Consider the following 15893-nt stretch of genomic DNA (forward strand, 5'->3'; position numbering starts at 1 on the left):
ACACCTTAGTTAACGCCTTGCAGGGTTAACTATGATATTTATTAGTACGCTAAAAAGATCAGTGACGACACGCCAAGCAAGACGGCACTTATTACAGGAATGCCGACAAGTAGTCGCATGCGCTTATCGCCAATGGTAAATACCATCACCATTTTAACAATGCTGTTAACGGCAGCCGCAATGAATATGCCGAGTGCTGCGGTCGCAATAACGACCTGATTGGTGCTTTGCCGCGCCAGTGTTAACGTTATCGCATCAACATCGGTAATCCCGGAAATGGCCGACAATAACAACACGCCTGTATCACCAAACCACACCCTTAACCCGCTTGCCAACACCATAATTACCAGCAAGATAATCCCAAACCATAGCGCGGCGGATAACGCCAACGGATTTTGTTGTTGATTGGGTTTTGTCACTGCCTCGCCTCGATGACGTAGCCATATCCACACCGCTGGCAAATAAAATAGCGTCATCATGGTTAACAATGGCACAGCAATATGGGTTACCAGTACTGGATTTATCAACAAGCAGACAAGAAGAACACGTGGAAACATCGTGCCGCAGCTTAATAATATACCGCTTGCCAACATAGCGCTCAGTTCGGGTTGGCGCTTCGATAAATGGGAAAACTGTAACGTTAGTGCTGTCGATGAGCTTACGCCTGCAAACAGGCAAGTAAATAATATTCCCTTTTCTGTGCCACCTATCTTCATCGCAAAATAGCCAACAAATGAGATGCTAGCAATGAGCACAACCATCCACCATATTTCATAAGGATTGATGGCTTGCCAAGGGCCCATCGCCTCGTTAGGCAATAGTGGTAACATCACGACAGAAATAAGCAGTAACCTTAGTGCTGCGTCGAGTTCGTACTCTTGTAAACGCGCGAGTGCGCTGTGTAGCTCTTGCTTGTTATCGAGGATTACCGCCGTCACCACGGCCGCTGAAGCTGCCAATATCATATCACCAGCCATCGCCAGCACACCCAGCAAGAAGGTGATCAGTACGCCGATAAGGCTGGTAATACTTAAATCACTATTGCGCCGACGTCGATGAATGTATGCCACACAAGCGATTGCTGCGAGTGCAATAAAGGCTAAACCGATAAATAGTGTGCCACTGTATTCACTAATAAGGCCACACAGTGCACCCATTAACCCAATGAGGGAAAAGGTTCTGATCCCCGCCACTCGGCTACCTGGTTTTTCATGACGCTCAACCCATCCACGTTGAATACCGATAATTGCGCCAAGAATAAGCCCTATCAGCAGCCGCCCAGCCTGAGTATCTATTTGTGTAGCAAAATCCATAGTATCCCTACCCTTAACGGCCGTGTAGTGGGAGAAAATTGCCAATTATTCTACAATGAGCGCAGCAATCTTACCTGCCCCAATAGCGATACGATTTAAATGCTTGCCCTGCTCCGGCGCCAACAGATCGCTAAATGGCAGGTCCTCTGGCAAGTTAAAGGTTTGCGCTTTATTTGAGCGATTAAGAAGCATAATACCTTTACTCCCGCGAGTGACTTGTAGCGTATCTTTCGTTGCTGCTACCTTCATTGTGGTACCGAAAGTATAATGATAAAACCTCACCAACGCTTTAAGAAATGCGGTGTTATAAACATCTTTCCAGCGCGGTTTACCGGCCAAATTATTTATTCCACTCGTATCAAGGTCACTGTATATCAACGGTACACCAGCGTTTATGCTCATTATATAAGCATAGGCGAATGCCTCAGATTCTTCTGTTAACACCTGGTCTAAGAATACATCATTATTTGGAATATCATGTGTTACCACAAATGTTATTGCACGGTGGTACTCCAATGCCTGACCAATGGAGTATGGGTCTATCAACGCAGTCATTGATTTACCCTGTGTTAACGTATGCCATATCGCATGAAAACGCGGAAAATCATAGGCACTTAAACGTGTCTCTTTTAAATATGGCTCCAGAAACAGTTGATATTCGTTTCTATCTACACCGCCATCAGTGATTATTTCACCAAACACGTGCATACCTTCAGTAATTTCTGGGGTAAAAACAGCGTTAAGGTGCTCAAGCGATAAATGTTTAGCGGCATCAATTCTAAACCCACCAACCCCGAGGCGTTTTAAGGCAAGCAAGTACTGTTGTTGTGCGTCGATAACGTGCGGTTTACATGCTAACGGTGGTAAACCGTAATCCCCTGCTCCACTCGATATTCTACCGTTCTGAACCTGCTCAGGGCACTCCCAATCCGTAATAGGCCCAAAATCGACAAAATCCTCTGCGGTAAATAGGTTTTCGCTCAGATCACCAAATAACCGGATCTCATCGTACTTAGTAGGGTTATTTGCATAAGACTGTAGACGTTGTTGACCCGGAAACTCAAGATGGTTTTCTCGACCATATTCATTTGCCATGTGATTAAACACCACATCAACATAAACAGTGACGCCGTAACCATTTAATGTATCGGTCATCAACTTAAAATCATGCGTGTTCCCCAACTGATTATCTATGACACGGTAATCAGTGGGTTGGTAGCGCTGCCACCACTCGGTTCCAAGCGGGCTTTTTTCTGATTGATTAGGTGGCGATACCAGGACTGAGGTATAACCACATTCAGCAATGTCCGCAGCTCTTTGTGTGACAAGGGCGAATGGCCAGTCAAAAGCGTGAAGAATTACGTTTGATGGATATGTCATAATGCTCTCCATTGATTCAACGTCATATTAAACGCTCGTCACGTTTTGTGCATCCCCCTAAACTGGGTATGAGGTCATTAACATTATGGTAGTAGGTAATATAGCCCTCATACTTTTGTGGCTTGACATACCTCCTTCTGTCCGTAAAATCGGCGTTGAAAGTGATCTTTCGGGTGATGGGGTTCCACCTTTAACCGCTCAATAAGTTATCCAAAACAGTACTTATTCAGCTGATGACTCCTGTGTTATGTTCCTATTTAGGGAAGCACAGGCAAGATCTAGCTGCTGTTTCTCTTTGCTATGTTTTTGGAGGCTTCATGTCATTAGGTTTTCTGTTTTTTGCCGCGCTATTCTTTGGTTTGTATGCTAGCAAGTTTGTCTCTTTGCTAAAGCTTCCTGGCGTGCTTGGTATGGTATTCGTGGGTATCTTTATTGGAACGATGTTCGAATTACCCGCGTCTTTAAATGAAAGTTCTGGCTTTATTAAATCTTTGGCGTTAACCATTATTTTGCTTAAAGCGGGTTTAGGGATTAGCGTGGATCAATTGCGCCGTGCTGGTCTTTCCGCCATCTTAATGGCATTTGTTCCGTGCATACTTGAGGGCTTGGCATTAACCGTCATTTTCCATCATCTATTTGGTTTTGATTACGCCGTGGCAGGATTAACTGGCTTTATGCTGGCAGCAGTTTCTCCCGCTGTAGTCGTCCCTTCGATGCTAGATTTAAAAAGCAAAGGATATGGTGAAAAAAGAGAAGTTCCTACTATCGTATTGGCCGGCGCTTCTGTAGATGATGTTATTGCCATTACCTTGTTCTCTGTCTGCATGGGAATGGCAACAACGGGAGATATCGCCATTAATCAGGCCTTGATATCGATTCCTGTTTCAATTTTAGTTGGCCTTATCCCGGGATTAATTCTTGGTGGTATTCTTGCCTTTGTATTTAACCGCTATCGAGTACCAATGATAGAGAAAGTGTTACTACTATTAACGCTATCGACCTTATTAGTCGAAGTTGGTCACTATTTAGAAAGCGCCGCTTTGCTCGGGGTTATGGCCGTTGGCTTTATCTTATTGGATCGTGCTGAACGCAGCGCCATTGAATTATCGACCCTATTGGGGCATATCTGGTTTTTCGCACAAATAGCCCTATTTGTATTAATTGGACTTTCTGTCGATATGGACATTGCACTTAATTCTGGTGTTAAAGGGATTATGGCCATAACGGCTGGTTTAGTGTTCCGCTCAATTGGGGTATTGATTGCGACTCAATTTTCAGCGCTGAACATCAAGGAGAGATTGTTTTGTGTTATTGCCTATTTGCCCAAAGCAACCGTTCAAGCAGCGCTGGGTGGTGCTGCGTTGGCCGCTGGATTGCCTGACGGTGAAACGATCCTAGCGCTTGCTGTACTGGCTATCATCTTCACGGCGCCAATAGGGCTGATTGGTCTTAACCTCTTTGGTACCAAATTGTTAGCTAAAAATGAACACTAAGATTAAAAAGGTGACTATTTAAACGTCACCTTGCCTCCGATCATCTTTAACGCTGGAGCGCCCCGAATTAGCGTCTCACGAGCAAATAGACTGTCGCAATTGGGACAACAGCATGGCGTTACGGTGTAATCTTTCACTATCCGCTCTTTGAAGCATTTAACAAGATTACCCTTCCCGCCTTTTCGATAATGAAAAAGAGGGGTACGACACTTAGCACAAAAAATATCGATTGTACGAGTTGGCCCGCGACTATGCGGTTTGGCCACTTAGCCCCCGGCAAACTTAACGGTATGGCCTTTCTTCTCTAGGTGCGCTTTAATCTGATCGCGTTTATCACCTTGTATTTCAATAACGCCTTCCTTTACTGCGCCGCCACAACCGCACACTTTTTTTAGTTCCGCAGCCAGTAGTTTCAGCTCGGCATCAGCGACATCCAATCCTGTGATTAAGCAGACGCCCTTGCCCTTGCGCCCTTTTGTTTGACGCTGAATACGAACAACACCATCCCCTTTCGGGCGTTCTGTTTTAGGTGTTGCTTGCTTTATTCTTCCTGTCTCAGTTGAATAGACCAGATTGCTGTCACTCATCGCTCATACATCTCAATAGTTAAAACTGCGGATATTATGCTATCGCTGTCAGACAACAACAAGATATATCAGCCGCAAATTTTGCTACGTAGCGATTTTTTCGTTCATTCGTATTGGAGTAATCTCACACCCTGTTGTGTGGCCGATTTGAATGTGTAACAGAGTGTGTGAAAGCCCTAGTCACAGATAACAGAATGCATATCATTGCGGCTAGGAATGAATTAGCAAATGGAGCTTAAATTGCGCAATGTTAGCGGAGATAAAATGAGAGCGTTAATTGCTTATTTGTTACTGGCGATGATACCACTGTCGGCCAATGCCAGTATTGATTCGAAAAAGATTGTTGGTGAAACTGAGTTCATTCAAGTCGAAAGTGCGACATTACCGTTTCTAGCACGCATTGATACCGGAGCAAATAGCACCTCTATTCATGCGTTCGATATTGAGGTCGATGGCGATGAACATACTACGCATATGCGTGACAACGTCGGTAAAACCATTACATTCACCACGGTTAATGAACTCGGTGAGGAATCACGGGTCAGCTCTGTTATTGAGAAAGTTAGTATTATCCGTAATGCACAAGGTGAAGAGAGACGCTATAGCATTATGATGGACTTAACGTGGGATAATGAAACAAGACCCGTAATGGTAAACTTACGTGATCGCTCCAAAATGACTTACAAGTTATTGATCGGTAGAAATTGGTTACGCGGTAACTATTTGGTTGATGTTGATTTAGCCGCTCATTAATACACAGATACCATTATAAAAGGCCGTGCAAACGGCCTTTTTTATCGGACAAAAAAGATGCCGCGGCGTTTTAGGCGTGTCTTTCTGCAGTGAGTTTGGCAATATTTACAATAACCTGGACAGCTTTGTTCATTCCTTGCAAGGTGACAAACTCATGAATGCCATGAAAATTATAACCGCCGGTGAAAATATTAGGACACGGTAGTCCCATAAATGAAAGGCGTGCGCCATCTGTGCCACCACGGATCGGCTTTATATCTGGTTCTACATCTGCCAGCATCATTGCCTGTTTAGCGATATCGACAATATAGGGGTGTTTCTCTATTTCAACACGCATATTGGCATAATTATCGGTAATGGAGACAGACACTTCACCATGCTTATAGGAACGACGAATCTTATTGGCTATCTCTTCTATGTGTTGTTTTCGCTGTGTAATGCCATCGTGGTCGAAGTCGCGCAAAATATAACTCAACGTTGCGTTTGTCACGTTTCCAGACATCTCGGTTAAGTGATAGAAACCTTCATATTTTTCAGTGTGCTCTGGCGTTTCATCTCGAGGAAGGGACTGATGGAAATCCGTCGCCATATTTAGTGCATTTACTAATTTATTTTTAGCAGTGCCGGGATGCACACTGACCCCTTTAAAACGTACTTTTACGCCCGCAGCATTGAAATTCTCATACTGTAATTCCCCGACAGCTCCGCCATCAACGGTATAAGCCCACTCAGCACCAAAACGCGCGACATCAAAATAATCTGCACCACGACCAATCTCTTCATCTGGGGTAAAACAGACCCAAATATCCCCGTACTTAATCTCTGGATGTGCCATTAATACGGAAATCGCCGTCATAATTTCAGCGATGCCCGCTTTATCATCGGCACCCAACAATGTTTTGCCATCAGTGGTGATCAAGTCGTCACCAATCAAATTATGTAGCTCTGGATAGCGCGTCGGAGATAGCACCTCATCGCCAGCACCAAGTGCAATGTCACCGCCTCGGTAGTTTTCAACAAGCTGTGGCATCACACAGGCACCACTGGCGTCTGGTGCTGTATCCATGTGAGCAATAAAACCTATGGCGGGCACCTTATGCCCACTTGGTAGATTGGATGGAAGTTTGGCCATCACATAACCATTCGTATCCCGACTAATACACTCAAGGCCGAGATCATGCAATTCATCTTCAAGCTCCTCTGCCAATACGTATTGGCCTGGCGTTGATGGGCAGCCCAACTCGCTCGGATCAGATTGTGTATCAATTTGAACGTAAGTTAAAAAACGGGAAAGCAACGTATCCATAATACCACTCAATTATTTCACTCTTTGCCCGCATTATTATTTACTTTGTGAACGTTTTGTTTGCGATAAGTCATTAAAAGCGGTGTTGTTACAAATTGAGGAAGTGTGCGTCAATTTAAAATGAGGATACTTGGTTAAATAAGCTCACCTCACTCAAAAGATTGAGGCAAGCTATTTATGATATCTGTCATTTAAACGATGCGGTGATTTTCATTGCCCCTTCACGCTGGGCTGCTGAAGGGGGGTGCTGAAATGTTTGCTTGCGCCCATCATGGTAGTAGTAGTTAAGCCCTGTAATATCGGGTAAGAATCGCTTTCCAATTGAACCACTTAATTGTTCGTAAAGTGATACGAATTGATGATGTAATGTATAGAAAGGCGTGTCGATATCAAGAGAGAGCACTTCTACCGACAAGTCACAGTCAATGTTCTCTGTCATTACGAACGTCACTTCAGGGTTCGCCTGTCGTAGGTAACTATCGATAGGAACAGCCAAGGAATAATCGTCTGGCGGTGACAATCGCTCTTGCTTCTTGCCTTTAAACATAATGGCAGATTGCCATGAGCAAACATCATGGGTAGTCGGGGCAATGAAGTAGTGGCGCACAAACACATTAGGGTGTGCTTCATCACCATTATATTTCATCTTGTTATAGAGTTCGCTGTAGTGCAGAGTGATTTCTTGTACTGCATTTGCGCTCACTGATGAGATAGAAAAACAGAGTATCATTACGATGCGAATAAACTTTACCATCCGTGGCATATCAAGTCCTTTACCAGAAGTTTGCGTTTTGCCTAATCATTGACTGAATTTCAGAAACGTAGGCTTGGCCCCGCTCAGAATAACTTAACAAGCCGTTAGCTAACGCCTCCCCTGTCACAGGTTCGTCATCTAACCGAAGTTCAGCACGAATGCTGCGCAAGTATCGATATGCGCGATTACGGTTAATGTTCATAAAATACGCATGTACCGATTCTGCTGCTGACGAGTAGAGTGCAACTTCATGCGTTGCCGACGCGTTTCGTGAATTGGGTATTAGTCCACATCCTTGCTGGTAACACCATTGACCAAAATAGTTATTTCCTTCAACTGCAAATCGCGAGGTGCCCCAACCTGATTCTTTCGCCGCTTGAGTCAACACTAAAGATGGGGGCAATTCATCGACTCTTATCAACATTTCATCTAACCACGCTTGGCTAACATTGCCAGCAATGGAGTAACTGTATAGTTTCGCTAAGCGAGCAGCATAAGCATCGTCTTCACTACTTAGCACTTCGCCACGGAGTAACTTTTTTTGATAATCAACTAAATGTTGCCGTTCGTAAGCGATACGCTGATTCTCCCGTTCAACATACGGCAATAAATATTGGAAAAACGCCTCTTTCTTCTCTGTTACGTTGGTGATGGCAGAAAAGTCTGGTCGGCCGGGCATGACAATTGGCTCGACACCTGAAGAGACAGCGCCCTGCTCTTCATCTTGTTTATCACACCCTGCCGTAAGCACCGCCATGCTCATTATGGTCGCCATATATAAATGCTTCATGCTGTTACGCCTCAAAGGTATTTTTTGATGGCGTAGACTCTGATTCCGTCGCGACAACATGTAACGTCACACCAAACATTTCACGATAGAGAATCCCTTTTACATTGAAGTAAAATGGTAATGTAATTAGTAGTCCTAGCCCCATGGTAAACATAGAAAATACAAATAAAATCAACACGACTAGATAGATTGGCAAGATTAGCATTAGTTTTCTATTCACAGCTTGTAATGAATAGAGGATCGCACGCAGTGGCGTGACTTTTTTCTCACACACCAGCAATAATCCCATGCTAAATGACATCGTTAGATAACCACCAATAATAGGGCTAATCGAACTTGCCAGTCCAAGCAGCGATGCTACCAAGAGCATAAAGATGGTCGCCTTTAGCGTATAAGAAAATCCTTTAAAGACATGTCTAGGACGCGTAGGAAGTCCTAATGCATGACTTAATCCCATTAAACTAACACCGGCAACAAACGGTGCACTCAATATATCTTTCCAAAAATCAGCCAGTTGAATCATTGACAGTTGTTCGATAGTAATCGGTTTGGAAACATCAACAATGTCACTCAGCAAAGTATGTAAATCACCAGATTGAATAATCAAGGAGAGGATAAAAATGGTGACTTGAGCGGCAAACATAAAGATGACCGCTGGAAGGAAGCGCAGATAATGCTTGTTGGTGACAGTCCAAGCCTCTTTCAAAATATCGACAGGTTTAATGACAACCTGCCCTTTTAATGCTTTTTCCAGCGAGCCACCAACGTGAAAACCTTTCTTAATCTGATTTGGGTTCATGATCAATATGACATAATAAAACACTTGGCCGACAGTATACGTTACCCAGTGCGTTCTACCAAAAAGGATCACATGCAAGCGAAGTTTAACTGATTCAAATTCGAGCCGTCGCACCCTATTGCTGATACGCATTCAGCACAACAGAGACCACGGTACTGATTTTTTGTTCTAATTCGAGGCCTTCTGGTATCGGCTTGTGTTGCATTAACTGTGGCCACAAAAAAAAGCCTTGAAACAGGCTGTTATACACCTCTGTAATTTCAGTTGCATTCGTTTGCTTAATCTTGCCATGCTGTATCGCTTCGGCAAACCATTTAGAAATTCCTCTCGTGGCATACACCGTACTAATGACGCTTTTCGCTAATTCAGGTTCGCGAAGGAACTCCATTATAATTGTTTTAGAGAGAGCGAGCCCGTAAGTACAGTATAAAATATCGACTTCTTTATAAGTGAGAGCTGTTAGTTGAGTATATAAGCTCAATGCGTTATCGAAGGGGTAGTCGACAGTATCATCGACAGTTAGTTGAATCTCCCCCAATACCGCTTGAAATAACACCGCTTTACTTTCAAAGTGACGATAGAGCGTTCGCTTAGACACTTCGGCACGTGTACAGATACTGTCCATGTTAGCGGCCAAAAAACCACGCTCGATAAATTCATTTTTTGCAGCGGCAATCATTGCTATATGTTTTTTCTCTGAACGGGTCATCTCGCCTCCTACTTCACCGTTAAGTTTGTGTCTCATCGTACCAATGATTACGTGCGCATGTAAACTTAACGGTTTACCTTTATAGTATAGCCCTTTAATATAAACTTCCAAGTTTACTTTTATGGTGTTAATTGAGCATCAAGATATGTCTCATATACACCGGTAATTCATCGCATTAGTAATAGGAAGGTACTCGGTGAGTAACAAAGGATGTTCACTAACAACAGGCAATCACAGACAGATGATATTAGGACTGGCTGTGTTAATGGTTTCAATCATTATTTCAGGTTGTCGCACAAGCCCAGAAACCAACCCAACCAAACATGTGATTAGACCTGTTTTAACCGAAACAGTGACGGATAGGAAAAACAATCAACCTGCGTTTAATGGTGTCGTTCGCGCGGCTAAACGGGCTGATCTCGCGTTTCGTGTTGGAGGCCATATAACAGATATTTACGTTGATGAAGGCGACCATGTAAAAAGCGGTCAGTTAATCGCAAAACTTGATTCACGCGATCTTGAATCAGCCTTGAACTCCGCTGCCATTGAAATGGAAAATGCCACTATTGAGTATGAGCGAGCTAAAGCCATTTATGAGAATAGCCGCGCTATTTCTGAAAGTGCTCTAGATACGGTGATGACACGTTTTAATTTGATTAAAACACGCTATGAAGAGGCCAAACGTCAGGTCGAATACGCCCAATTACGTGCACCGTTCGATGGTATCGTGGGTTTGAAAATGGTTGATATTCATACTGAAATTCAAGCGAACTCACCCGTTGCAATTCTCCACGATCTTAATGATCTCGAAGTCATCGTTAATATTCCACATAGTGTTATGCTGTCAAGCCATCGCGGAACGAAGGCATTTGCACAGCTCTCTGCCCTTTCTGGCTATCGTTTCCCTTTAACGTTACGTAGTTATGCAACACAAGCTGACCCTATTTCCCAAACTTACGCTGTTGCTCTTGGGTTTGATGACCTAAAAGGAATGCGGATCTTACCCGGTATGGCAGTAAAAGTGTTCCCGCACTCCCCTGAGTTATCAAGTGAGACAAGTGATGAGCAACTGATATCAATCCCGTTAACCGCTGTTGTTCCCAATAATCAGGGCCAACAATACGTTTGGGTAATTGACGACAATAATACCGTGCAAAAACGATACGTTGCGGTCGGACATCTCAAGAAGGATCGGGTAGTTATCAAAGACAATTTAAAGCAAGGCGAACGTATTGCAATTGCAGGAGTATCTAGCCTTAGCAATGGTCAAGAAGTAAGACCTTACAGCAATGAAAATGCCGGAGGTCAATAATGGATATCGCTCGCTATACGATAGCTAAGCGCACCAGTGTCTGGGTGTTGATATCCCTGATGTTACTTGGTGGATACATCAGCTATCTTAAACTAGGACGTTACGAAGATCCCGAATTCACCATTCGAAAAGCCGTTATTTATACCTCCTATGCCGGCGCGACCACGCAAGAAGTGTCTGATGAGATAACAGATGTTATCGAAGGCGCAGTTCAATCATTGCAAGAAGTGAAAGAGATCACGTCAGTATCGAAGCAAGGTATCTCTGAAGTTACTGTCGAGATCAAGCTTGAGTTTGCTAAATCGAATGCTGAACTGCAACAAGTGTGGGACAAATTACGACGCAAAGTGTCGGATGCTCAACGTCAACTCCCGCCAGGTGCAACACCGTCAATTGTAAATGACGATTTTGCTGACGTTTATGCGCTGTTTTACGCCGTGACAGGAGAAGGGTTTAGCCAGCAACAACTATCAAACTATGTGGATACTTTACGGCGCGAACTCGTTCTTGTTCCTGGCGTTGCTAAAACGGTAACACTGGCAGAGCAACAACAAGTCATTTTCATTGAAATATCGAGTGAACAACTGGCTCGGCTTGGGCTCTCATCCGAGTCCATATATCAAGTTCTCCAAAAGCAAAACCTAGTGACAGTCGCAGGCAACCTAAGAGCAGGTGATATGCGTATCCCTGTCATACCCAAATCAAACATCAACACGTTTAATGACTTAAAGAATTTGCAAGTCGCAATCGGAAAGAATGCTGTACTACGTTTGGGCGACATTGCCGATATTACACGAGGGTATCAAGAGCCAGCATCAATGTTGATGCGGTACAATGGTATGCCCGCTATCGGTCTTGGCATTTCAAACGTAGCAGGTGGCAATGTTGTTGAAATGGGTGACCGAGTAAAACAACGTATTGCTGAGTTGGAAAATCAACGACCAGTGGGGATAGAGTTGCATGCTATTTCGATGCAGTCAGACTCAGTCCGCGAATCGATTTCCAATTTTATTGATAATCTGGTCGCTGCAGTTGCAATTGTATTTCTGGTGTTACTTCTGTTTATGGGGTTACGTTCAGGCATCATTATTGGGTTTGTATTGCTACTAACGGTTGCTGGTACATTGTGTATCATGCTAGTCCAAGATATCGCGATGCAGCGCATTTCGTTAGGCGCGTTGATCATTGCCCTTGGTATGTTGGTTGATAATGCTATTGTCGTCACCGATGGCATTTTGGTTAGATTACAAAACAATCCCGATGAAGATAGAAAGACGATTGTATCTGACGTCGTCACAGCGACTAAATGGCCTCTGCTTGGGGGGACCGTCGTTGGTATTTGTGCATTTAGCGCTATCGGACTCTCTCCTTCAGATATGGGCGAATACGCAGGATCTCTATTTTGGGTAATTCTCTACTCGATGTTGCTAAGCTGGTTACTTGCTGTCACCGTCACACCAATGTTATGCCATGATCTTCTGAAGATAAAATCTCGAGACCGGCATCAACGACAAAGCTTTATTATCCTAGCGTACAAGCGCCTGCTTATGTGGGTACTGGGGCATCGTAAATTATGCTGTTTGCTGGTTCTCTTTATTTTATCAACGGCCATTTACAGTGTGCGCTTCATTCCACCGGGTTTCATGCCTGAATCGCAACGACCACAATTTGTGGTTGATGTCTATTTACCGCAGGGATCCGATATTGCGAGGACAGAACAACTCGTTACCAACATCGAGCATGATATTCGTCATAAACAGGGCGTCACTAACCTATCTAGCTTTATTGGCGGTGGCGCATTACGTTTTATGCTGACCTACGCCCCAGAGGCTCGTAATACAAGTTATGCTCAGTTATTGGTCGATGTTGACGACTATAACGTTATTGCCTCACTCATAAGCCAACTTCAAACTGAGCTAGAAATAAGCTATCCCGACGCTTCAATTAAAGTGTGGAAGTTCATGTTAGGGCGTGGCGGTGGAAAAAAAATTGAAGCTGGATTCAAAGGTCCAGATAGTAAAATACTGCGCCAGCTTGCTGAGCAAGCTAAGCAGATCATGCGTAGTGAACCTAAATTGATCGCCATTCAAGACGATTGGGGTGAGCAGGTACCTGTACTTCAACCGATATACTCTGCTGAAGAGGCACAGCGCTTTGGCCTAACAACACAAGAACTCAACCTCGCCATTGCGCAAACACTGTCCGGTCGTAATGTCGGTATGTATCGGGAGGCTGATAATCTGATTCCCATCGTTGTTCGTGCACCAGAAAATGAGCGCCTACATGAAAGAGCGGTACAAAGCGCAGAAGTGTTCAGCAATGCGATTTCTCAATTTATTTCCGTTGAGCAAATGATCGAGTCAGTCGATATCGTTTGGCAAGATGCAATTGTTAAACGTATAGATAGGGTACCTACCATTCTTGCTCAAGCGGATCCTGCGCCTGATATTATAACGGCTGAAGCTTTTAACAGTGTGCGCGACAAAATAGAGGCTATCACATTACCTCCTGGCTACGAGCTAATTTGGTATGGTGAATACAAGGCTTCAAAAGATGCTAATAAAGGGCTTGCGATATCCGCCCCGTACGGGTTTAGTGCCATGATCTTATCCGTGATATTCATGTTCAATGCCTTGCGTCAGCCTCTCGTTATCTGGTTAACTGCCCCATTAGCAGTGATCGGTGTTACTGTTGGGCTGATCGTATTTCAAACCCCCTTTGAGTTCATGGCTATTCTTGGCTTTTTGAGCCTAATTGGGATGATGGTTAAAAACGCCATTGTGCTGGTAGAGCAAATCGATGTCGAAATTGGTAATGGTAAAGCGCCCTATTTCGCGATCATCGATGCGGCTTTAACTCGTGCTAGGCCGGTGGTTCTTGGGGCATTAACCACAATATTGGGTGTTGCTCCACTACTCGTCGACCCTTTCTTTAAGAGTATGGCGGTAACAATTATGTTTGGTTTATTGTTTGCTACGGTGCTAACACTCATCATCATCCCACTGTTTTATGCCATTTTCTTTCGCGTTAAGATAACGTGTGCTTAGGCGATAAAAAGGTAGGAGTGGCAAAAACTTGCTCCTCCTACCTATGCCTTTAATGATTCAATTCCAGCAATTCAGACACAAACGCGGGCACCACCACTGATGCATTACCGTAACGCTTTTCGGCAAATTCACTTTCAACTTCGCTCGGATCCAAATTTAGCTGCACGGTATGCGCACCTTGTAATGCCGCTTCATGCACAAAACCCGCAGCGGGATAAACAGCACCACTGGTGCCGATCGACACAAATAGGTCGCATTCATTCAGCGCTTCATGGATACGATCCATACCAATTGGCATTTCACCGAACCATACAACATTAGGCCTTAGCAGTGATGGGATCTGACAGCAGTGGCAATAATCATCTAACGAGATGTCCTTACTCCACTCTATTGTTTGACCTGATGTAGAGCACTGTGCTTTTAGTAACTCGCCATGCATATGGATAACATTGCGGCTACCAGCAACCTCATGCAGGTTATCTATATTTTGTGTCACGATAGTCACTTTACCATCGAGCTCTTTTTCTAACTTCGCTAAAGCAAAGTGCGCTGCATTCGGGGCTACGTGATCAGAGCCTAACAACTGACGCCTTTCATTATAAAAATTCTGAACTAGCGCTGGATTACGCTGAAAACCTTCTGGCGTTGCTACATCTTCAATTCGATGGTTCTCCCATAGCCCATCTTGGTCACGGAATGTTCTAATGCCGGACTCCGCACTTATTCCAGCCCCAGTTAAAATGACAATATTTCGGTATGGAACTAACATATGTGCACCTATTTAGCGAAAATTAGTATCTTGATTTTATACAATTTTATCTACTTTTCTCTGCGACATTAGTCGAACATTCCCTATACATCGATTTTATTTAGGGCTGGATGATGACCTTTGTGCCTATTTCTACATTGTGAAATAGGAAAACAATATCTTCATCAGCCATTGCAACACAGCCCTCTGTCCAATCACTCGAAAGGTATTGATTCGTCGTTTGACGCCTTTCGATAGGATGACCATGCAAGAATATGTTGTCACCTGGATCCAACTCAAATTTCTCAGCAAAACGCAAATCTTTATCGTTGGGATAATTTAGTTCTAAGCTTAGGTAAAACTGGCTTCCTGCGTTTTTTGATCTGATGTAATAGTTTCCTTCCGGTGTCCGTCCGTCACCCCGCCAACGCTTGTGACCAATAGGGTCGAACCCTAAGCGAATCGGTATTACTTTCAGTGTTAGCTCTCCCGCCATCACGAGGAGTTGACGCTGCTCTTTGTTGATGACCAACGCATCGATTGCTGCTGGATGAGCCATCTGAGGCGTTAAGCTTAGCAGTAGCAAACAAACGCCAAACGCGCCCCTTTTGCTCACACGCATACTTTTATGACATAAATATGAAATTACAGGCATAGCTATCGCTTTTTTTTTAGTTTTGTATATACTTTATATATACCTTAGTTATACGCAGTCTTTCACAATGCTCGGAGGTTACAATGTCACAAAATGAAATGATAAAACCAAATCAAATGGGCCTAATCGGACGTATTTGCAGTGTTGCTGTCTGCGTCTTATTCATTGGTCTTTTCGCCATGTGAACGTGCTGGGCTCAGCGCTCTACTCTAAATGTGTGAGACTCCTACTCTCTGTCCGTCACTAG

The 15893-nt window shown here is 43.9% G+C and carries 15 protein-coding genes and 1 riboswitch; of the genes, 4 read left to right on the forward strand and 11 right to left on the reverse strand.

All coding sequences use genetic code 11. From position 1 onward, the window contains the following. Nucleotides 1–41 precede the first annotated feature (41 nt). A complete protein-coding gene (locus ACKLNH_RS13660) occupies nucleotides 42–1313 on the reverse strand; it encodes an MgtC/SapB family protein (RefSeq protein ID WP_413112819.1) in 1272 nt (423 codons plus the stop codon). Nucleotides 1314–1358: 45 nt separating this feature from the next. Next, nucleotides 1359–2693: an alpha-amylase family glycosyl hydrolase gene (locus ACKLNH_RS13665; protein ID WP_413112820.1), complete on the reverse strand. Its 1335-nt coding sequence runs from the start codon at nucleotides 2691–2693 to the stop codon at nucleotides 1359–1361. A gap of 163 nt (nucleotides 2694–2856) precedes the next feature. Then, nucleotides 2857–2943: riboswitch (Fluoride riboswitch) on the forward strand. A gap of 67 nt (nucleotides 2944–3010) precedes the next feature. On the opposite strand from ACKLNH_RS13665, the gene ACKLNH_RS13670 reads away from it, so the two are divergent. Continuing rightward, on the forward strand, nucleotides 3011–4186 hold the full coding sequence (locus tag ACKLNH_RS13670; protein ID WP_413112821.1) for a cation:proton antiporter domain-containing protein: 1176 nt from the start codon (nucleotides 3011–3013) through the stop codon (nucleotides 4184–4186). Between the two features lie 14 nt (nucleotides 4187–4200). Here the strand turns inward: ACKLNH_RS13670 and ACKLNH_RS13675 are convergent, their stop codons facing one another. Both ACKLNH_RS13675 and yciH read right to left on the reverse strand, forming a co-directional pair. Next, a complete protein-coding gene (locus ACKLNH_RS13675; protein ID WP_413112822.1) occupies nucleotides 4201–4452 on the reverse strand; it encodes a hypothetical protein in 252 nt (83 codons plus the stop codon). Beyond that, on the reverse strand, nucleotides 4453–4773 hold the full coding sequence (yciH, locus tag ACKLNH_RS13680; RefSeq protein ID WP_413112823.1) for a stress response translation initiation inhibitor YciH: 321 nt from the start codon (nucleotides 4771–4773) through the stop codon (nucleotides 4453–4455). 264 nt (nucleotides 4774–5037) lie between these two features. Here yciH and ACKLNH_RS13685 point away from each other — a divergent pair, with 264 nt between their 5' ends. After that, on the forward strand, nucleotides 5038–5526 hold the full coding sequence (locus tag ACKLNH_RS13685) for an ATP-dependent zinc protease family protein (protein ID WP_413112824.1): 489 nt from the start codon (nucleotides 5038–5040) through the stop codon (nucleotides 5524–5526). 70 nt (nucleotides 5527–5596) lie between these two features. Here the strand turns inward: ACKLNH_RS13685 and pepT are convergent, their stop codons facing one another. From pepT to ACKLNH_RS13710, 5 genes are all read right to left on the reverse strand, one after another. Then, the gene (gene pepT, locus ACKLNH_RS13690) at nucleotides 5597–6832 is read right to left on the reverse strand and encodes a peptidase T (RefSeq protein WP_413112825.1); all 1236 of its coding nucleotides are present in this window, start codon (nucleotides 6830–6832) and stop codon (nucleotides 5597–5599) included. 187 nt (nucleotides 6833–7019) lie between these two features. Then, complete coding sequence (locus ACKLNH_RS13695; RefSeq protein ID WP_413112826.1) at nucleotides 7020–7595, reverse strand: DUF2987 domain-containing protein; 576 nt, start codon at nucleotides 7593–7595, stop codon at nucleotides 7020–7022. A gap of 10 nt (nucleotides 7596–7605) precedes the next feature. Beyond that, on the reverse strand, nucleotides 7606–8376 hold the full coding sequence (locus ACKLNH_RS13700) for a glucosaminidase domain-containing protein (protein ID WP_413112827.1): 771 nt from the start codon (nucleotides 8374–8376) through the stop codon (nucleotides 7606–7608). Between the two features lie 4 nt (nucleotides 8377–8380). Continuing rightward, complete coding sequence (locus ACKLNH_RS13705; protein WP_413112828.1) at nucleotides 8381–9175, reverse strand: DUF2189 domain-containing protein; 795 nt, start codon at nucleotides 9173–9175, stop codon at nucleotides 8381–8383. A gap of 115 nt (nucleotides 9176–9290) precedes the next feature. Then, complete coding sequence (locus tag ACKLNH_RS13710; RefSeq protein WP_413112829.1) at nucleotides 9291–9884, reverse strand: TetR/AcrR family transcriptional regulator; 594 nt, start codon at nucleotides 9882–9884, stop codon at nucleotides 9291–9293. A gap of 241 nt (nucleotides 9885–10125) precedes the next feature. Between ACKLNH_RS13710 and ACKLNH_RS13715 the strand changes: the two genes are divergently transcribed. Next, nucleotides 10126–11196 (forward strand): efflux RND transporter periplasmic adaptor subunit, encoded by a 1071-nt coding sequence (locus ACKLNH_RS13715; protein ID WP_413112914.1) that lies wholly within the window; start codon nucleotides 10126–10128, stop codon nucleotides 11194–11196. Then, the gene (locus tag ACKLNH_RS13720; RefSeq protein WP_413112830.1) at nucleotides 11196–14243 is read left to right on the forward strand and encodes an efflux RND transporter permease subunit; all 3048 of its coding nucleotides are present in this window, start codon (nucleotides 11196–11198) and stop codon (nucleotides 14241–14243) included. The genes ACKLNH_RS13715 and ACKLNH_RS13720 overlap by 1 nt, the downstream gene beginning before the upstream one ends. A gap of 49 nt (nucleotides 14244–14292) precedes the next feature. Here the strand turns inward: ACKLNH_RS13720 and cobB are convergent, their stop codons facing one another. Both cobB and ACKLNH_RS13730 read right to left on the reverse strand, forming a co-directional pair. Continuing rightward, on the reverse strand, nucleotides 14293–15012 hold the full coding sequence (gene cobB / locus ACKLNH_RS13725; protein WP_413112831.1) for a Sir2 family NAD+-dependent deacetylase: 720 nt from the start codon (nucleotides 15010–15012) through the stop codon (nucleotides 14293–14295). Between the two features lie 100 nt (nucleotides 15013–15112). Further along, nucleotides 15113–15607, reverse strand: coding sequence for a L,D-transpeptidase family protein (locus ACKLNH_RS13730; protein ID WP_413112832.1), 495 nt, complete (start codon nucleotides 15605–15607; stop codon nucleotides 15113–15115). Nucleotides 15608–15893: the final 286 nt, after the last annotated feature.

Origin of the sequence: Thaumasiovibrio clandestinus, from assembly GCF_047250365.1 — a bacterium.
GTDB lineage: Bacteria > Pseudomonadota > Gammaproteobacteria > Enterobacterales > Vibrionaceae > Thaumasiovibrio.

Coding starts and splice junctions, on each gene's coding strand:
- ACKLNH_RS13665 (WP_413112820.1), bottom strand. CDS start 2,693: ATGACATATCCATCAAACGTAATTCTTCACGCTTTTGACTGGCCATTC.
- ACKLNH_RS13700 (WP_413112827.1), bottom strand. CDS start 8,376: ATGAAGCATTTATATATGGCGACCATAATGAGCATGGCGGTGCTTACG.
- yciH (WP_413112823.1), bottom strand. CDS start 4,773: ATGAGTGACAGCAATCTGGTCTATTCAACTGAGACAGGAAGAATAAAG.
- cobB (WP_413112831.1), bottom strand. CDS start 15,012: ATGTTAGTTCCATACCGAAATATTGTCATTTTAACTGGGGCTGGAATA.
- ACKLNH_RS13660 (WP_413112819.1), bottom strand. CDS start 1,313: ATGGATTTTGCTACACAAATAGATACTCAGGCTGGGCGGCTGCTGATA.
- ACKLNH_RS13705 (WP_413112828.1), bottom strand. CDS start 9,175: ATGAACCCAAATCAGATTAAGAAAGGTTTTCACGTTGGTGGCTCGCTG.
- pepT (WP_413112825.1), bottom strand. CDS start 6,832: ATGGATACGTTGCTTTCCCGTTTTTTAACTTACGTTCAAATTGATACA.
- ACKLNH_RS13720 (WP_413112830.1), top strand. CDS start 11,196: ATGGATATCGCTCGCTATACGATAGCTAAGCGCACCAGTGTCTGGGTG.
- ACKLNH_RS13685 (WP_413112824.1), top strand. CDS start 5,038: ATGAGAGCGTTAATTGCTTATTTGTTACTGGCGATGATACCACTGTCG.
- ACKLNH_RS13670 (WP_413112821.1), top strand. CDS start 3,011: ATGTCATTAGGTTTTCTGTTTTTTGCCGCGCTATTCTTTGGTTTGTAT.
- ACKLNH_RS13715 (WP_413112914.1), top strand. CDS start 10,126: ATGATATTAGGACTGGCTGTGTTAATGGTTTCAATCATTATTTCAGGT.
- ACKLNH_RS13710 (WP_413112829.1), bottom strand. CDS start 9,884: ATGACCCGTTCAGAGAAAAAACATATAGCAATGATTGCCGCTGCAAAA.
- ACKLNH_RS13695 (WP_413112826.1), bottom strand. CDS start 7,595: ATGCCACGGATGGTAAAGTTTATTCGCATCGTAATGATACTCTGTTTT.